The 23,100-nt window shown below is 66.5% G+C and carries 19 protein-coding genes; 13 read left to right on the plus strand and 6 right to left on the minus strand.

Going from position 1 to position 23,100, the window contains the following annotated elements:
* Nucleotides 1–33 precede the first annotated feature (33 nt).
* From dinB to EO170_RS18030, 4 genes are all read left to right on the plus strand, one after another.
* Nucleotides 34–1,113 carry a DNA polymerase IV gene (dinB, locus tag EO170_RS18015; RefSeq protein WP_126947094.1) on the plus strand — a complete coding sequence of 360 codons (1,080 nt, stop codon included), beginning with the start codon at nt 34–36 and terminating at the stop codon, nt 1,111–1,113.
* Between the two features lie 182 nt (nt 1,114–1,295).
* A complete protein-coding gene (locus tag EO170_RS18020) occupies nt 1,296–1,976 on the plus strand; it encodes a phosphoglycolate phosphatase (RefSeq protein ID WP_126947097.1) in 681 nt (226 codons plus the stop codon).
* Nucleotides 1,977–2,345: 369 nt separating this feature from the next.
* Entirely contained in the window at nt 2,346–4,589 is a 2,244-nt protein-coding gene (locus tag EO170_RS18025) for a TonB-dependent siderophore receptor (protein ID WP_126947100.1), read from the plus strand.
* Between the two features lie 91 nt (nt 4,590–4,680).
* On the plus strand, nt 4,681–5,595 hold the full coding sequence (locus tag EO170_RS18030; RefSeq protein WP_126947237.1) for an alpha/beta hydrolase-fold protein: 915 nt from the start codon (nt 4,681–4,683) through the stop codon (nt 5,593–5,595).
* 118 nt (nt 5,596–5,713) lie between these two features.
* On the opposite strand, the gene EO170_RS18035 is transcribed toward EO170_RS18030, so the two are convergent.
* Both EO170_RS18035 and EO170_RS18040 read right to left on the minus strand, forming a co-directional pair.
* Complete coding sequence (locus tag EO170_RS18035; protein WP_104583274.1) at nt 5,714–6,106, minus strand: TfoX/Sxy family protein; 393 nt, start codon at nt 6,104–6,106, stop codon at nt 5,714–5,716.
* On the minus strand, nt 6,103–6,585 hold the full coding sequence (locus EO170_RS18040; protein ID WP_126947103.1) for a GAF domain-containing protein: 483 nt from the start codon (nt 6,583–6,585) through the stop codon (nt 6,103–6,105). Before EO170_RS18040 ends, EO170_RS18035 begins: the two co-directional genes overlap by 4 nt.
* Nucleotides 6,586–6,702: 117 nt before the next feature.
* Here EO170_RS18040 and bioD point away from each other — a divergent pair, with 117 nt between their 5' ends.
* Nucleotides 6,703–7,377 carry a dethiobiotin synthase gene (bioD, locus tag EO170_RS18045; protein ID WP_126947106.1) on the plus strand — a complete coding sequence of 225 codons (675 nt, stop codon included), beginning with the start codon at nt 6,703–6,705 and terminating at the stop codon, nt 7,375–7,377.
* A gap of 315 nt (nt 7,378–7,692) precedes the next feature.
* Here the strand turns inward: bioD and EO170_RS18050 are convergent, their stop codons facing one another.
* A complete protein-coding gene (locus tag EO170_RS18050; RefSeq protein ID WP_104583276.1) occupies nt 7,693–8,028 on the minus strand; it encodes a phasin family protein in 336 nt (111 codons plus the stop codon).
* Between the two features lie 192 nt (nt 8,029–8,220).
* Nucleotides 8,221–8,574 carry a 6-carboxytetrahydropterin synthase QueD gene (queD, locus tag EO170_RS18055; protein WP_039529685.1) on the minus strand — a complete coding sequence of 118 codons (354 nt, stop codon included), beginning with the start codon at nt 8,572–8,574 and terminating at the stop codon, nt 8,221–8,223.
* 286 nt (nt 8,575–8,860) lie between these two features.
* Here queD and EO170_RS18065 point away from each other — a divergent pair, with 286 nt between their 5' ends.
* Both EO170_RS18065 and EO170_RS18070 read left to right on the plus strand, forming a co-directional pair.
* Nucleotides 8,861–11,482 carry a TonB-dependent receptor gene (locus EO170_RS18065; RefSeq protein ID WP_126947109.1) on the plus strand — a complete coding sequence of 874 codons (2,622 nt, stop codon included), beginning with the start codon at nt 8,861–8,863 and terminating at the stop codon, nt 11,480–11,482.
* A 104-nt stretch (nt 11,483–11,586) separates the two neighbouring features.
* Entirely contained in the window at nt 11,587–13,872 is a 2,286-nt protein-coding gene (locus EO170_RS18070; protein WP_126947118.1) for a transferrin receptor-like dimerization domain-containing protein, read from the plus strand.
* 147 nt (nt 13,873–14,019) lie between these two features.
* Here the strand turns inward: EO170_RS18070 and EO170_RS18075 are convergent, their stop codons facing one another.
* On the minus strand, nt 14,020–15,408 hold the full coding sequence (locus EO170_RS18075; protein ID WP_104649381.1) for a DEAD/DEAH box helicase: 1,389 nt from the start codon (nt 15,406–15,408) through the stop codon (nt 14,020–14,022).
* 308 nt (nt 15,409–15,716) lie between these two features.
* Between EO170_RS18075 and EO170_RS18085 the strand changes: the two genes are divergently transcribed.
* Complete coding sequence (locus EO170_RS18085; protein WP_206514036.1) at nt 15,717–16,775, plus strand: fumarylacetoacetate hydrolase family protein; 1,059 nt, start codon at nt 15,717–15,719, stop codon at nt 16,773–16,775.
* Between the two features lie 43 nt (nt 16,776–16,818).
* Nucleotides 16,819–17,481 carry a maleylacetoacetate isomerase gene (gene maiA, locus EO170_RS18090; RefSeq protein WP_126947121.1) on the plus strand — a complete coding sequence of 221 codons (663 nt, stop codon included), beginning with the start codon at nt 16,819–16,821 and terminating at the stop codon, nt 17,479–17,481.
* An 836-nt stretch (nt 17,482–18,317) separates the two neighbouring features.
* On the opposite strand, the gene EO170_RS18095 is transcribed toward maiA, so the two are convergent.
* Complete coding sequence (locus EO170_RS18095) at nt 18,318–19,451, minus strand: PilT/PilU family type 4a pilus ATPase (protein ID WP_104583280.1); 1,134 nt, start codon at nt 19,449–19,451, stop codon at nt 18,318–18,320.
* 98 nt (nt 19,452–19,549) lie between these two features.
* On the opposite strand from EO170_RS18095, the gene EO170_RS18100 reads away from it, so the two are divergent.
* From EO170_RS18100 to EO170_RS18115, 4 genes are all read left to right on the plus strand, one after another.
* Entirely contained in the window at nt 19,550–19,933 is a 384-nt protein-coding gene (locus EO170_RS18100; RefSeq protein ID WP_039525328.1) for a DUF4398 domain-containing protein, read from the plus strand.
* Nucleotides 19,930–20,820, plus strand: coding sequence for a hypothetical protein (locus EO170_RS18105; RefSeq protein WP_126947124.1), 891 nt, complete (start codon nt 19,930–19,932; stop codon nt 20,818–20,820). Before EO170_RS18100 ends, EO170_RS18105 begins: the two co-directional genes overlap by 4 nt.
* A gap of 345 nt (nt 20,821–21,165) precedes the next feature.
* On the plus strand, nt 21,166–21,384 hold the full coding sequence (locus EO170_RS18110; protein WP_002814034.1) for a YdcH family protein: 219 nt from the start codon (nt 21,166–21,168) through the stop codon (nt 21,382–21,384).
* Nucleotides 21,385–21,672: 288 nt separating this feature from the next.
* A complete protein-coding gene (locus EO170_RS18115; RefSeq protein WP_126947127.1) occupies nt 21,673–23,043 on the plus strand; it encodes a pyridoxal-phosphate dependent enzyme in 1,371 nt (456 codons plus the stop codon).
* Nucleotides 23,044–23,100: the final 57 nt, after the last annotated feature.

Consider the following 23,100-nt stretch of genomic DNA (forward strand, 5'->3'; position numbering starts at 1 on the left):
TTGCCGGTACGCTTTCGGAGAGATGCCAGCTTGATGCGCAAGATCGTGCACGTGGACATGGATGCGTTCTACGCGTCCGTGGAGCAACGTGACGACCCATCGCTGCGTGGCAAGCCGGTGGTGGTGGCCTGGCGCGGTGCGCGCTCGGTGGTGTGCGCGGCCTCGTACGAAGCGCGCACCTATGGCATCCGTTCGGCCATGCCGGCGCTGCGTGCCGAGCGCCTGTGTCCGGATGCCGTATTCGTGCCGCCGGATTTCGCGCGCTACAAGGCGGTGTCGCGGCATGTGCGCGAGATCTTTCATCGCCACACCGATCTGGTCGAGCCGCTGTCCCTGGACGAGGCCTATCTGGACGTCACGCAGGCCAAGACCGGCATGCAGCTGGCCACCGAAATCGCGCAGCTGATCCGCACCCAGATCCGCGAGGAAACCCGGCTCACTGCATCGGCCGGCATCGCACCGAACAAGTTCCTGGCCAAGATCGCCTCGGACTGGCGCAAGCCCGATGGGCAGTTCGTCATCGCGCCCAGTCGCGTGGATGCGTTCCTGCTGCCGCTGCCGGTCAACCGCATTCCCGGCGTGGGCAAGGTGATGGATGGCAAGCTGGCGGCGTTGGGCATCGTCACCGTGGCCGATCTGCGGCTGCGCCCCCTGGAAGAACTGCAGGCCCATTTCGGCAGCTTCGGGCAGAGCCTGTACCGGCGCGCGCGCGGCATCGACGAACGCCCGGTCGAGCCGGATCAGGAGGTGCAGTCGGTGTCCTCGGAAGATACCTTCAGCGAGGACATCGCATTGGAGGCACTGGATCCGCACATCCTGCGCCTGGCCGAGAAGACCTGGCTGGCCACGCGCCGCACCGAGCGTATCGGGCGCACCGTGGTGCTCAAGTTGAAGACCTCCAACTTTCGCATCCTGACCCGTTCCTACACGCCGGATCAGCCACCGGCCTCGCTGGAGGCATTGGCGGAGATCGCGCTGGCGCTGACCCGGCGCGTGGAGTTGCCCGACGACACGCGCTATCGCCTGGTCGGTGTGGGCTTGAGCGGTTTCAGCGACGCGGAAGCGGGCGCGGTGCAGGGCGAGTTGTTCGGCGAGATGCCGCAGGCACAGTGAGTGCGCGTGCCGTACCCGCGTTGCTGCGTACGTGGCGTGCAGCGTGCAGCGATGACGGCAACCACGCGCGCCTGCGCACCTGCATCGGCGCCTGCATTGAGCATCCGCAGTGCGCCACGGTGACGCGCCCTGAATCCCGTCGCTCGTACACTGCAGGCCGCTCCCCCAACGAGACTGTGCGCATGTTTCCGTATCCGCTGGTGATCTTCGACCTGGATGGCACGCTGGTGGACAGCGCACCCAATATCGCCGAAGCGCTCAATGCCACCTTGCAGGAACTCGGGCTGCAGCAGTTCAGCGAGGCGACGATCCGCAGCTGGATCGGTGAAGGAGTGCACGTGCTGCTCGCCACCGCCTTGCGCGAAGCCGGCGGCACGCACGATGCCGATACCGAGATGCCGGTGATGATGCGTCACTACCAGGCCAGCCTGCTGCACAACCCGCAGCTCTATCCCGGTGTTGCCGAGGCATTGGTTGGCCTGCGCCAGGCCGGTGCCACGCTGGCGTTGTGCACCAACAAGCCCGCGCGCTTCATCGCGGCGCTGCTGGAGCATCTTGGCATCGCTGCGCATTTCAGCAGCGTGCTCGGTGGCGATTCGCTGCCGCAGCGCAAACCCGATGCGGCGCCGCTGCTGCACCTAGCCAGCCAGTTCCGGCTCACCCCGCAGCAGTGCCTGATGGTCGGCGATTCGGCCACCGATGCGGCGGCGGCAAACGCCGCGGCGATGCCGCTGGCGATGGTGCGTTACGGCTATCTGCGCGGCTTCGATGTGCACAGCGCCGGGGCGGTGGCGATCATGGATGACATGCGCGAGCTGCTTGCCTTGAAGCAGAACGCGCAAGGGGATCGACACCGGGTGTAGGCAGCGTCCAGCATGGCTTGCAGCAGCAATGCCGCACTCGGCTCGCCGCCCTGGATCAACGTCGCAGGCATGAAACCGGCAGCGTAAGCCAGCCGGCATGCGCACCTGTCTGCAGTGGTGCGCAGCGCCTTGCGACAAAGCGCTGCTCTGGTTCCGCCAGTGCCGCATGCCGCTCCGCTAGCGCGTTCGTTCCATTTGAGAATGAATCGCATCCGTGTAGAATGTGCGGACAATTTTGACTGCGTCAGCGCCTGGCAAGCACATCATGCGCCTGCTGCACGCAGCTTCCCCACGTATCACCTCAAGCCGTCGCCAGAGGTCCATCGCCTGTCGAGAGGTTTGAGAATGTCCGCATCACGCCGGTCATGGATGTCTGCGTCTGCACGTCGGCCCGTGTTGTCCCACCGTCAGCTGGTGCTGGCCATTGCGCTCGGCTGTGGCAGCGGCATCTGCAGCGCATCGGCCGAAGACGCCGCGGCCGAGCCGCAGTCGCTGGACACCGTGCACGTCACCGCCGCGCAGATCGCCCGCCAGGCCCTGGGGTCATCGGTCATCACCGCCGAGGACATCGAACGGCGTCCGCCGGTCAACGATCTGTCGCAGTTGCTGCGCACCATGCCGGGCGTCAACCTCACCGGCAACAGTGCCTCCGGCCAGTACGGCAACAATCGCCAGATCGATCTGCGCGGCATGGGCCCGGAAAACACGCTGATTCTAGTCGATGGCAAACCGGTGGGATCGCGCGATGCGGTGCGCATGGGCCGCAGCGGCGAGCGCAATACGCGCGGCGACACCAACTGGGTACCGGCCGAAGCGGTGGAGCGTATCGAAGTGCTGCGCGGCCCGGCGGCGGCACGTTATGGCTCCGGTGCCTCCGGCGGCGTGGTCAACATCATCACCAAGAAGCCCACCGGCGATCTGACCGGCTCGATGAGCATGTTCGGCCTGGTGCCGCAGCACAGTGCCGAAGGCGGCGGCCAGCGTGCCGGCTTCCAGCTCAGCGGACCGCTGAGCGATACGTTCTCCTTCCGCCTGTATGGAAACCTCAACAAGACCGATCCGGATTCGCTGGAGCTCAATCGCCGCTTTGCCAGCAGTGCCGCCGCGGTGCCGCCGGCCGGGCGCGAGGGCGTGCGCAACAAGGACATCAACGGCCTGCTGCGCTGGGATCCGGTCGAAGGCCAGGTGATCGAACTCGATGCCGGCGTCAGCCGCCAGGGCAATCTGTATGCCGGCGATCGTGCGGTCAGCGCCGATGGCCTGGCCGGTGCCGACCTGGGCGCCTTGTTCGGCAGCGAAACCAACACCATGATCCGCCGCACCGCCTCGCTGACCCATCGCGGCACCTGGGCGCTCGGCACCTCGCGCCTCACCGCCGCCTATGAAGGCACCGACAACACCCGCCTCAACGAAGGCCTGGCCGGCGGGCCGGAAGGCTCCATTGCCGCCAGCCTGCTCAACTCCACCGCCACGCTCGACAATCTCAACATCGACGGCGAGTTCAACCTGCCGCTGCAGGCCTGGGCCGAGCAGGTGCTGACGCTGGGCTTCGAGCGCCGCCAGAGCCGCCTCAGCGATGCGTATTCGATGTCGCAGACGGTGAGCGCCGGCGGCGGCTTTCCCGGTCTTGCCAATGGCACGCGCAGCCCGCGCAGCGAGGCCACGCTCAGCGCGGTGTATCTGGAAGACAACATCTACGCCAGCGAGCGGCTAACGCTGACCCCGGGTGTGCGGCTGGATCACCACAGCCAGTTCGGCAACAACCTCAGCCCCAGCCTCAACGTGCAGTACAAACTCAGCGAAGACTGGTTGCTCAAGGGCGGCATCGCGCGCGCCTTCAAGGCACCCAACCTGTACCAGTCCAACGCCAATTATCTGTATTACACGCGCGGCAATGGCTGCCCGGTGCTGTTCCCCAATCTCGGCTCGGGCTGCTATATCCAGGGCAACGACGATCTCGATCCGGAGACCAGCATCAACAAGGAAATCGGCATCGAGTGGGCGCCGCAGACCGGTCACCATGCCTCGCTGACGTATTTCCACAATGCCTACGACGACAAGATCGTCGCCGGAATGGTGCCGGTCGGGGTCACGGTCGACCGGCGCGGGCAGGTGTTCCAGTGGACCAACGCATCGGAAGCGATCGTGCAGGGGGTGGAAGGCAATCTCACCCTGCCGCTGCTGGGCGAGCAGGGCCGCGTGTTGAAGTGGAATACCAATGTCACCTACATGATCGAGAACAAGAACACCGCCACCGATCAGCCGCTGTCGGTGATCCCGGAATACACGGTCAACACCACGCTGGATTGGCAACCGACCCAGGCCTTGTCGTTGCTGCTCACCGGCACCTTCTACGGCAAACAGGAATCGGCCACGCAATCGAGCACCAGCGGCGGCGCCATCGCCCCCGACTCGCGCGACCCCTACGATCTGTGGGGCGTCAGTGCGCGTTACCGCATCACCCGCAAGGTCAGCGTGGGCGTCGGTGTGGACAACCTGTTCGACACCCGTCTGTTCCGCGAAGGCACCAACAACACCAGCGGTGCAGCGGGTGCAGCTACCCACAACGAGCCCGGTCGCGCGTATTGGGCGAGCCTGAGTTTCGGTTTCTGACAGCAATGCGGCAGCGCGCGCGAACGTGGGCGCACGACGAGGAGAACATGCAGTGACGCGACATGATTCCTGGTGGCTTGCCTGTGCCGGCGTGCTGACGTGGATCGTCGGCACGGTGCCGGCTTTCGCACAGCCGGACCTGAGCCGCACGATCGGCAGCACTGTCGCCGATCGCCCCAGTGCCTCGTATGTCTTCAGCGCAGTGCGCCTGGATTCGGCCGATGGCCAACGCCATTACCGCGTGCGCATTGCCACCCCCAAAGCGGCGCCACCGCCGGCGGGATATCCGGTGGTGTATCTGCTGGATGGCAATGCGGCATTGATGGAACTGGATGAGCGCCTGCTCGACAGCCTGTCCACCCACGGCGATGCGCCGGTGCTGGTGTTCATCGCCGACGACAGCGCATTGCGCATCGATGCGGTGGGGCGCAGCCTGGACTACACGCCTGCGCGCTACGACGACGGGCGGGTGGAAACCGATCCGCTGAATCCACAGCGCAGGACCGGCGGTGCGGCGGCATTCACGCAGCTGATCGCCACACGTATTCGCCCGCAGGTGGAAGCGCGCGTGGCGGTGGATCGTCAGCGGCAGACGCTCTGGGGCCATTCGTATGGCGGGCTGTTCGTGCTGCAGGTAGTGCTGACGCAGCCGCAGCTGTTCCAGCACTATGTCGCGGTCGATCCGTCGCTGTGGTGGGGCGATGGGTTTATCGTGCAGCAGGCGCAGCGAGTGGTCGAGCAAGCCTGGGACGCCTCGGCAGACATACAGCAAGCCACGCGTCGTCTGACGCTGCTGGCAGGCGAGGGCGGAGCACCGGCGAACCCTGCAAGACCGGATCGTCCGGGGCGGCCGCGTGCAGATCCACGTGCCGCACAACACCTCGTAGCGCTGCTGTCGGCGTTACCGGGCCTCACCGCCGAGTACCGACCGCTGCCCGGCCTCAGCCATGGCCAGACGCTGGGTGCATCGCTGGCACCGACGTTGCGCGATGCAGCGGCGCGTTGACGACACTCCATCAAGCAGGCGATCGAAGCGACGCCGCGCTGGGCATCAACAGGTGCGCTCTCGCCGATCGCAGCGCTGGCGACGCACGCATGCGGCGGCGGCCACCCGGCACAGGCGCTCAGTCGTCGTGCGTCTGGCCCAGGTCCGCAGCGTCGTCGGCAGCCTCGATCAGGTCGCCATGTGTGTCGTCGTTATCGGCACGTGCGTAGTGCACGGTTTCCACCGGCCCGGCGACCGCGCGGCCGCGCACCGGCAACAGCGCGCTCGCCGCTTCGTATTCGGCCAGCAAGGCATGCCGGCGCGCTTCCGGCACGTCCTGCCAATGGCAGTCGGTCAACGCGCCTTCCAGCGAATACAGCAGGTTGAGACTGGGCTTGAAGCCGGCGCGGCGCACCTTGACGAATGCGCCCACCGCGCCTACCGCCTGCAGATCCTGCTGCGTGCGCAGGCCGACCTGGCGCAGCCACGCTGCACTTTTCGGGCCGATGTTGCGCAGCCGTTCGGTGGTCACGTCAGCGCGCCGACAAAGACCTGCGCAATGGCTTCCAGGCCGCGCTGATCGTCGGCGTCGAAGCGATCCAGCTCCGGGCTGTCCAGATCCAGCACGCCGATCAGCACATCGCCCTTGACCAGCGGGATCACCAGCTCCGAGCGCGAGGCCGAATCGCAGGCGATATGCCCGGGGAAGGCATCCACGTCGGCAATACGCTGACTCTGCCGGGTGCTGGCGGCCGCGCCGCACACGCCCTTGTCCAGCGGAATGCGCACGCAGGCCGGCAAGCCCTGGAACGGCCCCACCACCAGCTCGCGGCCGTCGTAGAAATAGAAGCCCGCCCAGTTGAGCGACGGTAGCGAATTGAAGATCAGCGCAGCCAGGTTGGCGGCATTGGCGATCCGATCCGGCTCGCCGTGCACCAGTGCCTGGGCCTGGGCGGTGAGCTGGGCGTATTGTTCCGGCTTGCTGCCGGTCAGCGAAGAGGTGGCGAACATGGCCGAAGTTTAGCAGCGGCCGTCCGCAGCGGCATTGCGACTCAGCCGCGCGTTCGGATCCGCACGCTATGCTGCGCGCCCCCACGGCAACCGCGGCGCGGCCGCAGGAACAGACGCATGCAGCTTCCGGCGTTGTATGTCACCGGCACCGACACCGGCATCGGCAAGACCATGGCCAGCACCGCGCTGCTGCACGCACTGCGCGCGCAAGGCCGCACGGCGGTGGGCATGAAGCCGGTGGCCAGCGGTTGCGAAAACACACCGCAGGGCTGGCGCAACGAGGACGCGCTGGCGCTGCAGGCCGCCAGTGCCCCGCAACCCCACTACGCCACCCTCAATCCCTATGCCTTGCCGGCACCGCTGGCACCGGAACTGGCTGCCGCCGATGTCGGTGTGACCCTGGCGCTGGAGCCGATCGCCCAGGCCTTCGCGCAACTGCGTGCGCAGGCCGAGGTGGTGGTGGTGGAAGGTGTCGGCGGCTGGGCTGCGCCGTTGAGTGCCGAGCTGGACCAGGCCGACCTGGTGCGCGCGCTCACGCTGCCCGTGGTGCTGGTGGTCGGCATCCGGCTGGGCTGCATCAATCACGCGCGCCTGACCGCTGCGGCGATCGCCGCCGACGGGCTGGACTGCATCGGCTGGATCGCCAACGAGATCGACCCGCAGATGGAGCGCATCGAGGAGAACATCGGCATGCTGCACCAGCGCCTGGCGATGCCGTGCTGGGGCCGGATCCGCTGGGCACCCGATGCCGACGCCGCCCGCCAGGCGCAAGGACTGCAGCTGCCAGCCTAGTTAGAGGCGGTCATTGCATGTTCTGCTGTTGCGGACAGGCTCTTCATCGGCCCGGGCTGCGGCCCGCGCGCGCGCTGTCGCAGAGATCAGGGCCGTGCTTCAGCTCGCCGCGCCTGCACTTCCGGCAAATGGGCGGTACGCCGTCGTTCCCGTGCACCCGGCTCCGGTACGCTGACTGCGGCGGCCCGCATGCCGGCGCTGGATCGAAGACGCCCGCACAGAAAGCAATAAAAAAGCCCGACAGAGGGAGGGATCTGTCGGGCCGGATTGCATGGGGGGAGGGACCCATGCAAAGACGCTGAATGTTGGCGGCCGTTACCTGCGCCGGTTCTTGCCTGTTGCGCCGGCCTGTTCGCTGCCGGTGTCGAACTGCTGCTTTGCAAACTGTCCAAGCTCGCTGGACATCTTCAATCCCATCCCAACCACTTCCTGATTGGCCGAAGCCAGGCGTTCCAGGTTGTCGCGGGCCAGCTGCAGGCCTTTTGGCCAGAGCGTCTGGTAGGCACCCAGGTCGCGTGCCTGCGCAAACTCACCGAAAAACGTGGTGGTTGCGTTGACGTTCTGCTCCAGCGTGTCCAATGCCAACTGGTTGGCACGTGCTGCGACAGAGGCGAACTGACTGGTGAAGCTGTTTTCGAACTGCGCCGACATTGCGAACCCCTCGGGGAAAGCCGTGACCGTTTGTTGCGTTGCAGCATACGCGGATATTGCTGCGATGCAACACGTTTGCTGAAAATTTCCGAAATCGCCCGGAAAATCGCGTGGAATCAATCAATTATCCGTGCCGCAGAAATGGCAAGGCCGCCCGGGAGGCGGCCTTGGGTCGCAGACTGCGCTACGTGATCAGCCGCGATAGCGGCAGCCGGAGGTGCAGGTTTCGTGCACCACGATTTCGCTCAACTGCGGCAGCGCCGGCTTGAGCTGGTTCCAGATCCAGATCGCCAGCCGCTCGCTGGTCGGGTTTTCCAGCCCCTCGATGTCGTTGAGGTAATGGTGGTCCAGGCGGTCGTAGATCGGTTGGAAGGCGGCCTTGATGTCGCCGAAATCCATGATCCAGCCGGTCTCGGCACCGGGTTCGCCGCTGACATGCAGCTCGACCCGGAACGAATGCCCGTGCAAACGGGCGCACTTGTGGCCGGGCGGCACATTGGGAAGCCGATGCGCGGCCTCGAGCGTGAAGACTTTGAAGATATCCATGCGCGCCATTGTAAGTGCGCTGGTGCCTGCCGGCTGCTCCGATCGCGGCGACACAGCGCCACGGTGCATCGACCTTGCGTGAACCAGAGCAGGCGTTGGCCGCGTCACGCCTGAGCGCCACGCCCGATCCATGCGCTCACATGCGGTCCGGCGCGCCTACCGTTTCGGACCGCCGGCGTGTGTCACCGCGCGTCATATCTCTATGCAGATCTGTAATTTTTGTTAATCGATTGCGCGTGGCCCACTGCAGCACCCCCATTCATGGAGGCCGTGCGTGAAGCGCCCGATGCCTTATCTGCTGTCCGCTGCCGTTCTGTCCGCGCTGATTCCCCTCGCCCATGCCGATGACGCGACACCTGGCGCGGGCAAGACCCTGGCCACCGTCAGCGTCACCGGCTCCAACATCAAGCGCACCGATAGCGAAGGCCCGAACCCGGTGCAGGTGATCGACCGCCAGCAGCTGGAGCAGTCCGGCAAGGTCACCGTTGCCGACGCGCTGCGCGCGATTTCGGCCAACACCGGAAACGCCACCAACGAAACCACCAACAACGGGTGGGCCTCCGGCTCGGCGGGCATCGGCCTGCGCGGGCTGTCGCAGAAGAACACGCTGGTGCTGCTCAACGGACGCCGCCTGGCCAACTACGGCTTTCCTGCCAATGGCCTGGGCGACACCTTCGTCAACCTCAATGCGCTGCCGCTGGTGGCGGTGGAACGCATCGAGGTGCTCAAGGACGGCGCCTCCGCCGTATACGGCTCCGATGCGGTGGCCGGCGTGGTCAACATCATCACCCGGCAGGATTTCCAGGGTGTCGAGCTGGGCGTGAGCGGCGGCAGCTCCGATCAGGGCGGCATGGACACCCAGCGTGCCAAGTTCATCGGCGGCATCGGCGATCTTGACCGCGACGGCTACAACATCCTTTTCAGTTTCGACGCCTACAACCGCGACCGGCTGGATCAGGACCAGCGCGCGCTGACCCGCTCGGGCATCTACACCGACCTGCCCGGCGGGCGCTGGAACGGCTGGTCGGCCAAGGGCGCCCGTTACCTGGTCGGTGGCCGCTCGGTGCCGATGCTGGATCCGCAAGGCAACTGCCCCGCCGGGACGGTATTGACCGCCAGCGCACCGATCGACGGCCTGGCCGGCGACACCTGCGGCTTCAACCAGGCCCCGTTCACCACGCTGATCCCCTCGACCAAGCGCTATCAGGCCTACACCAACGCCACCTTCCGCCTCAGCGACACCGTCGAAGCCTTCGGCGAGGCGCTCTACAGCGAGGTCAAGGGCGTGTCGATCTTCGGCTCCAGCCCGTACTTCACCCTGGAGGGCGGCCGCTTTGCGTTGAACGCCAGCAGCGGGCTGGCCGAGCCGGTGTCCAACCTGCTGCCGGCCTCCAGCCCGTACAACCCGTACGGCAGCGCGGTGCCGATCGAATACACCTTCTTCGACCTGGGCCAGACGGTCAAAACCAATCGCTCGCAGTCCTACCGCTTTCTCGGCGGCGTGCGCGGCAAGACCGAGCGCTGGGATTGGGAAGCGGCGGCGTTCGCCGCGCGCAGCACCGAGCATGAGACCGTCTCCGGCGGTTTCGCCAATCGCTTCACCCTGGCGCAGGCGCTGGCCGACGGCAGCTACAACCTGTTCGATCCATCGGCCACGCCGCAGTCGGTGATCGACGGCATCAACCTCAGCACCTTGCGCCCGGCGCAATCGACGCTGCGCGGCGTCGATGCCAAGGTGTCCGGCAACCTGTTCGAGCTGCCGGCCGGCAGCGTCGGGTTCGCCGCCGGCGCCGAGTGGCGGCAGGAGGAACTGGTCTCGCGCAATCCCTGGCAGATCGATCAGGGCCTGCAGATCCGCCCTGCCATTGCCGCGGTGGATGGCGAGCGCAGGGTGTCGGCGCTGTATGCCGAGGTCAACCTGCCGCTGCTGCAGTCGCTGGAACTGCAGCTTGCCGGGCGCGGCGATCATTACAGCGATTTCGGCGAGGCGTTTTCGCCCAAGGCCAGCCTGCGCTGGCAACCGCTGGACGCCGTGCTGGTGCGCGCGGCCGCCTCGCGCGGATTTCGCGCACCTTCGCTGTCGGAGAATGCAGCCAGCACGAATATCTCCTACGGCTCGGTGGTCGACCCGTTCGATCCGGACGTGCCGGGCTCGCGCCAGAACCCGACCTTCTTCACCGTCGGCAACACCGCGCTCGAGCCCGAGCGCACGCGCAGCTACAACCTCGGCGTGGTGCTGTCGCCATGGGCCGACACCAGCCTGAGCGTGGACTGGTACAAGATCGAGCTGGAGAATCTGGTCGGCACCGGCAACAACGCCACCATCGTGCAGAACAACGACCCGGCCGACGTCATCCGCGACGCGCGCGGCACGCTGGTGGCGGTGTACAACCGCTACCAGAACCTCAGCGAACTGACGACCTCGGGCATCGATGTGGAACTGCGCCAGCGCTGGCGCACCGAAGCAGCTGGCGACTTTGGCCTCAACACCGCCTATACCCACGTGCGCGATTACCGTCGCCCCACCGTGGTCGGTGGCCAGTTGCAGGATTACGCCGGCAGCAATCTCGGCCCGTCGCTGCCACGCAACAAGGCCACCACCACGCTGGACTGGAACCTGGGCACCGTCAGCGCCGCACTGACCTGGTACTACACCGGCGGCTACGACCAGAAGGCCAGCGCGGCGGCCAGTGCGGTGCAGTCGCGCGTGGGCGACTACAACCAGTTCGACCTGTATCTGGGATACACCGGGATCGACAAGCTCACCCTGTATGCCAAGGTCGAGAACCTGGCCGACACGCAGCCGCCGGTCGATGCCTCGTTCCCGGGCATTCGCGCCCCTTACGACTTCACCCAGTACGACCTGCGTGGGCGCTACTTCACCGTGGGCCTGGACTATCGATTCTGATCGGCACACGCACGGCCCATGCACGCCCGTGCGATGGTGCGTGCTCCAGCGTGCTGTCTCAACCCAATCGCCGTTCGCCCCCGGACACTCTTCAAGGAACTCCGATGACGTCTTCGCAGCATGCCTGGCTGCTCGCCCTGGCCTTTGTCGCACCTTCCCTCGCCGCCCAACCTGCGGCCCAACCCGCTGCGCTGCCGGGTTACGACACCGCCGCCGCACAGGCGCAGCGCGCGCTGGAAGCGCGTTTCGATAGCGGCCTGAAGGACGCCGATTATCGTGGCTGGTTGAAGCAATGGGCGTCGGCGCCGAACCATGTGGGCGCGCCGCACAACCTGGAGAACGCCCGCGATCTGCAAAACCGCTTGCGCGGCTACGGGTGGGATGCGCGCATCGAAACCTTCCAGGTGCTGTGGCCCTCGCCCAGGAGCTCGCAGCTGGAACTGCTCGGTCCCAAACCGTATGTCGCGCGTTTGAAGGAGCCGCCGCTGCCAGGCGACAGCACCTCCACTCAAACCGAGAACGTCTTGCCGCCCTACGTCATCTACGGCGGCAATGGCGATGTCACCGGCGACCTGGTCTACGTCAATTACGGCATCGCCGAAGACTACGAAGCGCTGGCGCGCAACGGCGTGGATGTGCGGGGCAAGATCGTCATCGCCCGCTACGGCAAGGGCTGGCGCGGGCTCAAGCCGCGGCTGGCGCAGGAGCATGGCGCGATCGGCGCGATCATCTATTCCGATCCGCGCGACGACGGGTATTTCCAGGATCGGGCCTATCCGGATGGCCCGGCGCGCAATCAGTGGAGCGTGCAACGCGGCTCGGTCGCCAATTTCGCCATCTATCCCGGCGATCCGCTCACTCCGGGCATCGGCGCCAGCAAGGGCGCCAAACGCCTGAAGATCGACCAGGCCGGCAGCGTGTTGAAGATTCCGACCCTGCCGATCAGTTGGGGCGACGCGCAGCCCTTGCTGGCCGCGCTGGGCGGGCCGGTGGCACCGGAGGACTGGCGCGGCGCGCTGCCGATCACCTACCGCATCGGCGGCGACGACACCGCGCGCGTGCATCTCAAGGTGGATGCGGAGTGGGGTAGCAAGACCATCTACAACGTCATCGCCACCCTGCGCGGCAGCGAGTATCCGGACCAGTGGGTGGTGCGCGGCAATCACCGCGACGGCTGGGTGTTCGGTGCGGCCGATCCACTCTCGGGCACCACCGCCTTGCTGGCCGAAGCCAAGGCGATCGGCGAGCTGGCCAGGCAGGGGCAGCGCCCCAAGCGCACGCTCGTCTATGCCAGTTGGGATGGCGAGGAGGCCGGACTGCTCGGCTCCACCGAATGGGCCGAACAACACGCCGACGAACTGCGCCGCAAGGCGGTGCTGTACGTCAACACCGACGGCAACGGGCGCGGCTTTCTCAATGCCGGCGGCAGCCATGCGCTGCAGCGTCTGGTCAACGGCGTGGCGGCGGACCTGCGCGATCCCGACAGCGGCGTGAGCGTGCTCGAACGGCAACGCGCCCGCGCCCGTATCGATGCGCTGGCGGCCACCGCCAAGCCGGCGCAGAAGGACATCGCCAGGCAGGTCGCGGCCGGCGGCGACGTGCCGCTCAAGGCGCTGGGCTCGGGCAGCGACTACAGCCCGTTCCTGCAGCATCTGGGGCTGACCACGCTGGATCTGGGCTATGGCGGGCAGGGTGGCGGCAGCGGTGTCTATCACTCGCTGTACGACTCCTACGATTACTTCGCGCGCTACATCGATCCGGATTTCAGCTATCTGCCGCTGTTGTCGCAGACGGTCGGCCGCACGGTGCTGCGCGTGGCCAACGCGCCGGTGTTGCCGCAGCGCTTCGGCGACTTCGCCGATGCGGTGGCCGGCTATGCGCAGGAACTCAAGCAGCAGGCCGACAGCGACCGCACTGCCGCACGCACCCAGGCCGAGTTGTTGCAGGCCGGCGCCTATGCGGCTGTCGACAACCCGAACCGGCCGCAACGCGCACCGGAGCCGAAAGCCGCGGTGCCGCAGATCGACTTCGCTGCACTGGAGCAGGCGATTGCCCGCCTGCAGGCCAGCGCCAAGCGCTATGACGATGCACTGGCATCGGGCGGCGGCGCGTTGGATGCACGCGCGCGCGGCAAGCTCAATGCCTCGCTGCAGCGCATCGACCAGACCCTGCTGGCCGAAGGCGGTCTGCCGGGCCGGCCGTGGTACCGCAACCTGATCTACGCCCCCGGCCTGGCCACCGGTTACGAGGTCAAGACCCTGCCCGGCATCCGCGAAGCGCTGGAAGACCGGCGCTGGGAGGATCTGAGCGCCTACATCGTGCAGACCGCCGCGGTGCTGGATCGGTATCGCGAGGCGATCGATCGCAATACGGCGTTGATCGAGGGTTAGGGACGTGACGGACTGCGTCGGGTGTCTACGCGCAGTCCTGTTCGCACCGCATCGCCTGCGCCGTGCCCACAAAAAAAGCCGCCCCGAGGGGCGGCTTTTTCAGTGCAACGCAGACCTGGGCGCCGGTCGTGCCGGCGCACGGGATTTTCAGCGCGTGCCGCCCGGACGCTGACCGCCACGGCCGCCATCGCGACGGCCTGCGCCGGCACCGGCAGCAACACCGGCCTGACGCGGACCGCTGCTACGCTGGCCACCGGGCTTCTTCGGGCCGGCATGCGCATGCGCCTGACGCGGTGCATCGCCATGCGGACGACGGGCGTGGCTCTTGCGCGGCGCGCGATCGCCGCCCGGCTGCTCGGCACGCCCCGGCGCGCTATTGCCCCAACGGATCGGGGTCTGCGGCTCGTAGCCCGGCACGTCGCGGATTTCCACATCGCGGCCCAGCATGCGCACGATCTGGCGCAGCAGCTTGGCTTCGTCCTGCGCCACCAGCGAGATCGCCTCGCCGGTGGAGCCGTTACGGCCGGTGCGGCCGATGCGGTGCACATAATCCTCGGCCACCATCGGCAGGTCGTAGTTGATGACCTTGGGCAGCTGGTCGATGTCGATGCCGCGCGCGGCGATATCGGTGGCCACCAGCACGGTCACGCGGCCGGCCTTGAAGTCGCTCAGCGCACGCATGCGCTGGCCCTGGCTCTTGTTGCCGTGGATCGCCGCGGTCTTGATGCCGGACTTTTCCAGGAACAGCGCCAGCTTGTCGCTGCCATGCTTGGTGCGGGCGAACACCAGGGTCTGCTCGCGGCTGTCCTGCGCCAGCAGGTGCAGCAGCAGGTCGCGCTTGCGCGCGCCATCGACCGGGTGCACGCGGTGGGTGATGCTCTCGGCCACGGTGTTGCTCGGGGTGACCTGGATCTGCATCGGGTTGCGCATGAACTCCAGCGCCAGCTGCTTGATGTTCTCTTCGAAGGTGGCCGAGAACAGCAGGGTCTGGCGGTCCTGGCGCGGCAGCTTGGTCAGGATGCGCTTGATCGAGGGCAAAAAGCCCATGTCGAGCATGCGATCGGCTTCGTCCAGGATCAGCACTTCGATGCCGGACAGGTCCACGCTGCGACGCTCGATATGGTCGATCAGCCGGCCCGGGCAGGCGATCAGCAGGTCCACGCCACGACGCAGCGTGTCCAGCTGGTTGCCCATGCCCACGCCGCCGTAGATCACCGCGCTCGGGATGCGCAGGTACTTGCTGTAGCCGCGCAGGCTGTCGTGCACCTGGGTGGCCAGCTCGCGGGTGGGGGTCAGGATCAGCGCGCGCGGCTTGCGCGGGCCGTTGACCGGCTGCGGCGAGGTGCCCAGGTGCTGCAGCAGCGGCAGGCCGAACGCGGCGGTCTTGCCGGTACCGGTCTGTGCGCCGGCCAGCAGGTCATGGCCTGCCAGCACCAGCGGGATCGCCTGCTGCTGGATCGCAGTGGGGGTTTCGTAGCCCTGCTCGGCCAACGCGCGCAGCAGGAAGGGCGCCAGGCCCAGGGATTCAAAAGACATCAGGAAGCTCCAAGTAAAGCGTCGCCACCAGGACAGGCCCGGAGCGCAAACGCATTGCAGATGCAAAAAGGTGAGGCTCGGAGCGTTCCCGTGAACCGCGCTGCGAGATGGTGGAACAACCCAATCAAGGAACGATGGGTTTGTCGGCACCACGAAAGGCGTCGGGTGGGGCGGGCGAGCGGATCGATCGATCCTGGCCTCGCCGGCTGTCCCTAAGGGAAACGGACGGCCGCATGCAGACCGGGCCAGTGTACGCGCGTTTGGCGCGCTGCACAAAAGGTCAGTTCCCCGGTTGGGCTACGGGTCAGTTGTTTCAGGTGCAACCACCCTTGTGGCAGGCCGTACAATCGACCGATCAGCCACAGCAATGGACGGTCATGAAGCTAGGTTCCCTGAAGGAAGGCGGCCGCGATGGCAGCCTGATCGTGGTCGCGCGCGACCTGCGCACCGCGGTTCGCGCCACCGGCATCGCGCCCACGCTGCAACGCGCGCTGGAAGACTGGAGCAATGTCGCGCCGCGCCTGAATGCCTTGTCGGCCTCGCTCAACGAGGGCAGCGCCGATGGCGTGTTCGACCTGGATCTGCAGGCGCTGGCCGCACCGTTGCCGCGCGCCTACGAATTCGTCGATGGCAGCGCCTACCTGCCGCACGTGGAGCGCGTGCGCCGCGCGCGCAATGCCGAGGTGCCGGAGAGCTTCTACACCGACCCGCTGATGTACCAGGCCACCAGCGCCGGGTTCTACGGCCCGCGCGATGCGATCAAGGTGATCAGCGAAGACCACGGCATCGACCTGGAGGCCGAAATCGTGGTGATCACCGACGATGTGCCAATGGGCGCCTCGCCCGAGCAGGCCGCCGCGCATATCCAGCTGGTCGGCCTGGTCAACGACGTGTCGCTGCGCAACCTGATTCCGGCCGAGCTCGCCAAGGGCTTTGGTTTTCTGCAATCCAAGCCGCGCTCGGCGCTGTCGCCGGTGTTCGTCACCGTCGATGAGCTGGACGAGGCCTGGCGCGACAACAAGGTGCACCTGCCGCTGGTCACCCACGTCAATGGCGCCTGGTTCGGCGCGCCGGAGGCCGGCAACGACATGCAGTTCGACTTCGCCCAGCTGATCGCCCACGCCGCCAGGACCCGGCCGCTGTCGGCCGGCACCATCGTCGGCTCCGGCACCATCGCCAACCAGGACACCACGCTGGGCGCCTCGTGCTTTGCCGAACAGCGCGTGGTGGAAACCCTGCGCGACGGTGCACCGCGCACGCCGTTCCTGTCCTTCGGCGACGTGGTGCGGATCGAGATGGTCGCCGCCGATGGCGCCAGCATCTTCGGTGCGATCGAACAACGCGTCGAACGTCAGCCGCTGCCATGACATCGGCGCGTGTGCACGCACAACAGCGCATGCGGGGCCGGGCATGAGTGCGCCACTGGAATTGTTCTCGTACTGGCGCTCCAGCGCCGCGTACCGCGTGCGCATCGGCCTGCACCTGAAGGCGCTAGCCTACCTCGCGCATCCGGTGCATCTGGTCCGCGATGGCGGCGAGCAACACGCCCCGGCGTATGCGCAGCTCAACCCGCAGGAATTGGTGCCGACGCTGCGCCATGGCGGCGTGGTGATCGCGCAGTCGCTGGCGATCCTGGAGTATCTGGAAGAGGCGTTCGCGGACACCATGGCCCTGCTGCCGGCTGCGCCGGCCGAGCGCGCCCGCGTGCGCGCCCTGGCGCAGCTCATCGCCTGCGATGTGCATCCGCTCAACAATCTGCGTGTCACCCAGCTGCTGGAGCGCGCGTTCGCGCTGGACGTCGCGCAACGTCAGCACTGGACCCGGCACTGGATGCAGCGCGGGTTCGCCGCGCTGGAAACGCAACTGGCGCGCGATGCGCACACCGGGCGCTTCTGCCATGGCGATACGCCAGGCCTGGCCGATTGCGTGTTGATTCCGCAGCTGTACAACGCGCATCGCTTCGAGGTCGATCTGGCGCCGTATCCGACCTTGCAACGCATCGAGCAGGCCTGCCTGGCGCTGCCGGCCTTCGATGCGGCACGGCCGGAAATGCAGGTGGATGCGGTGGCGTGAGGGCAGGGTATCAAGCCCTTATCCGCCCTGCGGGCACCTTCTCCCGCAGCGCGGGAGAAGGGTATGCCAGGAACCGATGCGCTAGCTTCTGTCCAGGTATTCCCGGAACTGGCTCGCCGCTGGCGCATCAAGCCCCTCATCCGCCCTGCGGGCACCTTCTCCCGCCGTGCGGGAGAAGGGTATGCCGGGGAGCCGACGCGTCAGCTTCCGGCCAGGCATTCCGGGCGAATGACGCGCCGTTTTGGGCGACCGCCGATCCTGGTGTCGCCATCAATTGAGAGGAGAGGCTCGAAACGCCGGTCCAGGTGCTTCGGAGAGTGCGGAGTGGGGGCCTTGGAGAAACGCAGGATGCGCTCTGCAGAAGCGGATGACGTGCTTCGGAGCAGGTGAGGCGCTCTGGAGAAGCCGGATGATGTGCTTCGAAGTAGGTGAGGCGCTTTGGACAAGCCGGATAATGTGCTTTGGTGCAGGTGAGGCGCTCTGGAAAAGCCGGATGATGCGCTTCGGAGCAGGTGAAGCGCTCTGGAGAAGCCGGATGACGTGCTTTGGAACAGGTGACGCTCTAGAGAAGGCAGGTGATGTGCTTTCGAGCGGGTGATGTGCCTGGAGAAGGCAGCGGCGCTAGAAAAGGTGCCGCCGACCGCGATGGTGCCCGCCCTGAGCCCTTGGGTGACGTTCCGTGTTATCGGCGTCTTTCTCCTTCTCCCGCGCGCGGGAGAAGGTGGCGCGCAGCGCCGGATGAGGGTGCCTGCGGCAGCGCCAGCACGCCGGAAACCCAGCGCCGGCAGCCGTGATCCATCAGTGCTGCCGCATGCCGCGTCTCGCTACCGAATCCATCAGATAAAGCCGTGGCTGATCTTCGGTGCCGCTGCCGTTTCGTAGTCCGCATACGGGTCGTGCTCGCCGGAGCCGCCCTCGGACAGGCGGAACTTCAGCGCCAGCCCGTCGCGCGAGTCGGCCGCGCGCAGCGCTTCCTCCTGCTCGATTTCGCCGGACTTGACCATGCGGAACAGGCATTGGTCGAAGGTCTGCATGCCTTCTTCCAGCGATTCTTCCATCGCCTGCTTGACCTCGTGCACCTGGCCGCGGCGCAGCAGGTCGCGGATCATCGGCGTGTTGAGCAGTACCTCGGTCGCCGGCCGGCGGCGTCCGTCCACGCCCTTGACCAGGCGCAGCGACACCACGGCGCGCAGATTCAGCGCCAGGTTCATCAGCACGTTCTTGTGCGCGCTCTCGGGAAAGAAATTGAGGATGCGCTCGATGGTCTGGTCGGCATTGTTGGAGTGCAGCGTCGCCAGGCACAGGTGGCCGGTCTCGGCGAAGGCGATCGCCGCCTCCATGGTCTCGGCGTCCAGGATCTCGCCGATCAGGATCACGTCCGGCGCCTCGCGCATCGCGTTCTTCAGCGCACTCTGGAAGGCATGCGTGTCCAGGCCCACCTCGCGCTGGTTCACGATCGACATCTTGTGCTTGTGCAGATATTCGATCGGGTCCTCGATGGTGAGGATGTGCCCGGTGGTGGTGCTGTTGCGGTGGTCGATCATCGAGGCCAGCGAGGTCGACTTGCCCGAGCCGGTCGAGCCGACCACCAGCACCAGCCCGCGCGGGGTCATGATGACGTCCTTGAGCACCTGCGGCAGGTTCAGCTCTTCGATGCTGGGAATCCGGCTGCGGATGGCGCGGATCACCATGCCCACCTCGCCACGCTGCTTGAACACGTTCACGCGGAACCGGCCGGCGTCTTGCAGGGCGATGGCCATGTTGAGTTCCAGCTCGCGCTCGAACTGCGGCACCTGGCCTTCGTCCATCAGCGAGTAGGCGATTTTCTTGACCATTCCCGGCGGCAACCCCGTATTGCCGAGCGGGTAGAGCTTGCCTTCGATCTTGATGTACACCGGCGCGCCGGTGGTCAAGAACATGTCCGAGGCATTCTTCTCGGTCATCAGCTTCAGGAAGTAGCCGATATCCATGCGCAATGGTTCCCCAACAAACAGCAGCGTCTCGTTGCAAGTACGCCGCAGGCTTCCGACAATGGCCGTGCTCGAGACTTCTCGCTACGGCTCCCCTAATGACGGCTAGCTTCGCATACTTGCGGCGATCCCTGTATGGCATCGCCTGTTTCATGGTTCTTTCCTCTCCTGCTGCTGCCCAGGTGGCACCGGAGCTCACCGCCGCCGAACAGGCCGTGCAACGCGCCACCCAGGCCGATGCCGACCAATACGCCCCCGACCTGGTCAACCTGGCCCGCCAGGAACTGATGCAGGCCCAGCAGGCGCAACTGGACAAACGCCAGCGCAAGCAGGTGCCACAGATCGCCTTGCGCGCAGCGGCCGACGCCGACCTGGCCAAGGCGCGCAGCGAAGAGGCGGTGGTCACCGCCCAGCTGGAACAGCGCCGCAAGGAAGTGGCGCAGCTGCAGAACAGCCTCAATACCGGGGAGGCCGGCCGATGAAACTGCGTCCGCTTCTCTATCTCAGTGTGCTGAGCCTGGCCACGCTGCCGCCGCTGGCGATGGCAGCCAAGGACGACCCGCAGGCCGATGCGCTCAACCGGCGCCTGGCCGCGCTGCAGAACGACCCGCAGACCAACGACCTGGCCCGCTACGAGCGGCTGCAGGCGCAGCAAAGCGTGGTGGCGCTGGCCGAGGCCAAGCGCCGCGACCGCGACGAACTGGTGTTCCTGGCCGACCGCCGGGTCGAAATCGCCGAACTCACCGCCCGCACTGCGCTGGCCCGGCGCGAACTGGATCGGCTGGAGGGCACCCGCAACGACCTGCTGATCGAAGCCAGCCGCCGTGACGCCTCGCGTGCGCGCCAGGAGGCCGAGCGTCTGCGCGTGCAGGCGCAGATCCAGGCCGAGGAGGCCGAGCGCATGCGGCAGGCGGCCGAGCAGGAGACCCTGGCCCGCCAGGACGCCGAGCTGGCGCTGACCAGCGTGGCCGGCAAGCAGACCGCCAAGCTCAATGCGGCCCAGCAAAAGGCCGTGCAACTGGCGCATGAAGAAGCCGAGCTGGTGGCCGGGGCCAAGTTGCCATCCGCCAGGTTCGACAGCCGCGGCGAAGTGTTTTCGCTGGGCAGTGGCGCGTTTGGTGGCAAGGCGGCGCTGTCCGGCGATGCCGCAGGGCAGGCCAAGGCGCTGGCCGAATACCTGAACATCGGCAAGAAGGGCCGGGTCAGCATCGTCGGCTACGACAGCGATGCGGCCACGGCCAAGAAGCGGGCCGAAGCGCTGCGCGACGCGTTGGTGGCTGCCGGCGTTGCCAGTGCGCGTCTGCAGGTCAATGGCACCAAGGCCGCTGCCAGCAAGACGCGCGCTGCCGAGGTCGTTGTCTCGCCGTGATGCAAGTGGTTGGAAGTTAAGGTCTTTTAACCCGGGCATGACGCCCGGTTGAACCGCGGTCACTGATTGGCACAGGGAACGGCAAAAGCGGCCGTTCCGGCCTTGAACCCCCTCCGCGACCGGCGTAGGGTCGTACTCCCGGGCAGCACTCCGCTGCCTGGACGTACGGAGGGCCGGGCCAGTGACGCAAGGGCACGCATCAACGCAATTCGGCAGACAGCATGTGGGTTCCGCCAGTGCGCCTGCCATTGTGATCCGTGAGTCTTCCATCCCCAAGCAGCGCCCCGTGCCGCCCGCGGCCGGGGCGTTCTTGTTTTAAGTGTTTCAAGTGAAGGAGGTAACGCCATGTTCGAAGGGCAACCGCAGACCGAAATCGACGCATTGGTCAAGTCCGATCCCGAGTTCAAGCAGCTGTACCAACGCCACAAGCTCTTGAACAAGAAATGCATGGATGCCGAACTCGGGGTGCTCCCCATCGACGACGTGACCTTGGGCCAGATGAAGCGCGAGAAGTTGCAGGCGAAAGAGAAGCTCACCCGGATGTACGACCAGCTCACCCACTGATCCTTCCCCACCGTTAGAACAAGTTCACCGTCGCGGGCGGTGGCGGCCTCCTCGTCGGCTTGCCACCGTCCGCGTCTTTCTATGCGCAACCCGTGTCACGCGGCTAGCAAGATGGTGCGAACGCCTGCCTGACGGCCTTGTAGTCAGGTCGTCGGTCGTCGTTGTAGTGCTTGTTGAGCCCGCTCGTTCATGGGCAGGCGCGATCGGGTCCAGTCTGAATGAGCATTCCCCAGCCGTTCGTCGGATAATGGGCGGCCAAGCCCCGCGCGACGCAGTGACGATATTCCGATGGCGATCCATTCCTCCGTACTCGAACTGATCGGCAACACGCCGATCGTCAAGGCACAGCACCTGGACACCGGCGTCTGCGAGCTGTTCCTCAAGCTGGAGGCGGCCAACCCCGGCGGATCGATCAAGGACCGCATCGGCCTGTCGATGATCGAAGCGGCCGAACAGCGCGGCGACCTCAGCCCTGGTGCGACCCTGGTCGAAGGCACTGCCGGCAACACCGGCCTGGGTCTGGCACTGGTCGCCCAGCAGAAGGGCTACACGCTGATCCTGGTGGTGCCGGACAAGATGAGCCGCGAGAAGATCTTCAACCTCAAGGCCATGGGCGCCCAGGTGGTGCTCACCCGTTCGGACGTGGCCAAGGGCCACCCGGAGTACTACCAGGACCTGGCCGCCAAGATCGCCGCCGAGACCCCGGGCGCCTACTTCATCAACCAGTTCGGCAACCCGGACAACCCGGCCGCGCACGAATTCGGCACCGGCCCGGAAATCCTGGCGCAGATGGACGGCAAGCTGGACGCGATCGTGTTCGGCTGCGGCAGTTCCGGCACCATGACCGGCCTGTCGCGCGCGTTCGCCACCGCATCGCCGCAGACCGAGCTGGTACTGGCCGACCCGGCCGGCTCCATCCTGACCCAGTACATCGAAGAGGGCACGGTCAGCGAGAAATCCGGCAGCTGGCTGGTCGAAGGCATCGGCGAGGACTTCCTGCCGGATATCTCCGACTTCTCGCGGGTCAAGAAGGCCTATTCGATCACCGACGCGGAAAGCTTCCACACCGCGCGCGAGCTGCTGGCCAAGGAGGGCATCCTGGGCGGCTCGTCCACCGGCACCCTGCTGGCCGCCGCGCTGAAGTACTGCCGCGAGCAGACCACGCCCAAGCGCGTGCTGGTGTTCGTCTGCGATACCGGCAACAAGTACCTGTCCAAGATGTACAACGACTACTGGATGCTGGACAACGGCTTCCTGGAGCGTCCGCAGCACGGCGACCTGCGCGACCTGATCCTGCGCCCGTACAACAAGCGCGACACCGTGGTGGTCGGGCCGAAGGACCTGTTGACCACCGCCTACCAGCGCATGAAGCTGTACGACGTCTCACAGCTGCCGGTCATCGATGACGGTGAGCTGGTCGGCATCGTCGACGAGAGCGACGTGCTGTTGCATGTGTACGGTGACGAGGCGCGCTTCCGCGACCCGATCTCCACCGCCATGGTCAGCAAGCTCGATCGCCTGGATGTCGCCTCGCCGATCGAAGCGCTGCTGCCGGTGTTCGACCGCGGCCAGGTCGCCATCGTCATGGACGGCAACCAGTTCCTCGGCCTGATCACCCGTATCGACCTGCTGAACTACCTGCGCCGCCGCGTGCAGTGATCGCAGGCAGGGTCGGGTAGCGCCGCGCGCCCGGATGAGACGCGCGGCACCGGCCAT

Origin of the sequence: Xanthomonas sp. BRIP62409, assembly GCF_003992965.1 — a bacterium.
Lineage (GTDB): Bacteria > Pseudomonadota > Gammaproteobacteria > Xanthomonadales > Xanthomonadaceae > Xanthomonas > Xanthomonas euroxanthea.

Excerpts from the sequence above, each read along its gene's own strand:
- EO170_RS18110 (WP_002814034.1), top strand. The coding sequence starts at position 21,166 with ATGTTCGAAGGGCAACCGCAGACCGAAATCGACGCATTGGTCAAGTCC.
- EO170_RS18040 (WP_126947103.1), bottom strand. The coding sequence starts at position 6,585 with ATGTTCGCCACCTCTTCGCTGACCGGCAGCAAGCCGGAACAATACGCC.
- EO170_RS18070 (WP_126947118.1), top strand. The coding sequence starts at position 11,587 with ATGACGTCTTCGCAGCATGCCTGGCTGCTCGCCCTGGCCTTTGTCGCA.
- dinB (WP_126947094.1), top strand. The coding sequence starts at position 34 with ATGCGCAAGATCGTGCACGTGGACATGGATGCGTTCTACGCGTCCGTG.
- EO170_RS18050 (WP_104583276.1), bottom strand. The coding sequence starts at position 8,028 with ATGTCGGCGCAGTTCGAAAACAGCTTCACCAGTCAGTTCGCCTCTGTC.
- EO170_RS18025 (WP_126947100.1), top strand. The coding sequence starts at position 2,346 with ATGTCTGCGTCTGCACGTCGGCCCGTGTTGTCCCACCGTCAGCTGGTG.
- queD (WP_039529685.1), bottom strand. The coding sequence starts at position 8,574 with ATGGATATCTTCAAAGTCTTCACGCTCGAGGCCGCGCATCGGCTTCCC.
- maiA (WP_126947121.1), top strand. The coding sequence starts at position 16,819 with ATGAGTGCGCCACTGGAATTGTTCTCGTACTGGCGCTCCAGCGCCGCG.
- EO170_RS18105 (WP_126947124.1), top strand. The coding sequence starts at position 19,930 with ATGAAACTGCGTCCGCTTCTCTATCTCAGTGTGCTGAGCCTGGCCACG.
- EO170_RS18095 (WP_104583280.1), bottom strand. The coding sequence starts at position 19,451 with ATGGATATCGGCTACTTCCTGAAGCTGATGACCGAGAAGAATGCCTCG.
- EO170_RS18075 (WP_104649381.1), bottom strand. The coding sequence starts at position 15,408 with ATGTCTTTTGAATCCCTGGGCCTGGCGCCCTTCCTGCTGCGCGCGTTG.
- EO170_RS18115 (WP_126947127.1), top strand. The coding sequence starts at position 21,673 with ATGGCGATCCATTCCTCCGTACTCGAACTGATCGGCAACACGCCGATC.
- EO170_RS18065 (WP_126947109.1), top strand. The coding sequence starts at position 8,861 with ATGCCTTATCTGCTGTCCGCTGCCGTTCTGTCCGCGCTGATTCCCCTC.
- bioD (WP_126947106.1), top strand. The coding sequence starts at position 6,703 with ATGCAGCTTCCGGCGTTGTATGTCACCGGCACCGACACCGGCATCGGC.
- EO170_RS18100 (WP_039525328.1), top strand. The coding sequence starts at position 19,550 with ATGACGGCTAGCTTCGCATACTTGCGGCGATCCCTGTATGGCATCGCC.
- EO170_RS18020 (WP_126947097.1), top strand. The coding sequence starts at position 1,296 with ATGTTTCCGTATCCGCTGGTGATCTTCGACCTGGATGGCACGCTGGTG.